Genomic DNA, 515 nt, shown 5'->3' with positions numbered 1-515 from the left:
GGACGCAAATGTGTTGGAGCACGGGGACGCGGGGGATAGGGCCGTCGCGCCACCACCAAACCAGCTTTCTTCAACCACTCCCCGGCGGTACTCGCCGCCGGCCATTGGATATGCGGATCGGAATCGCGCAGGCGACCAATGATCTGCTTGGGTCCCCGATCGGGATGTTCGTTTTTCTTGGCCAGCAGCGTGGCAATGATTTCGTCGGGCGTTTGATGAGGACAGTTCAACGGCTTGCGCGATTGCTCTTTCAAGCCATCTACGCCCAACGCTGCATATCGTTCCAGCCATTTGTCGATGGTTGGACGGCTGACGCCATAGCGCCGGCTTAATTGGCTCTTGGTGTAGCTGCCGCCAAGCCAGTCACTGACTAACTTCACTCGTTGATCCATTGGGGACTCTTGATTCCAGGGCATGGTCAGCACCTCCTGACCATGATTAATACCTGTAAACCATGTCCCCGGTCTCAAACGTAAAGGATGTACCCGGTCTTTACCCACCCCAGCCCTCTCCCC

At 57.1% G+C, this 515-nt stretch carries 1 protein-coding gene; it reads right to left on the bottom strand.

Going from position 1 to position 515, the window contains the following annotated elements; genetic code table 11:
• The coding region (locus M5G26_RS29395) for a helix-turn-helix domain-containing protein (protein WP_273917186.1) at positions 1-416 on the bottom strand (416 nt) is incomplete at its 3' end.
• Positions 417-515: the final 99 nt, after the last annotated feature.

The sequence above is a fragment of the Pseudomonas sp. TNT2022 ID642 genome, from assembly GCF_028656995.1.
Taxonomy (GTDB): Bacteria; Pseudomonadota; Gammaproteobacteria; order Pseudomonadales; family Pseudomonadaceae; genus Aquipseudomonas.
The sequence above is the reverse complement of the archived record's forward strand: the minus strand, read 5'-3'. Positions and strand labels throughout refer to the sequence as shown.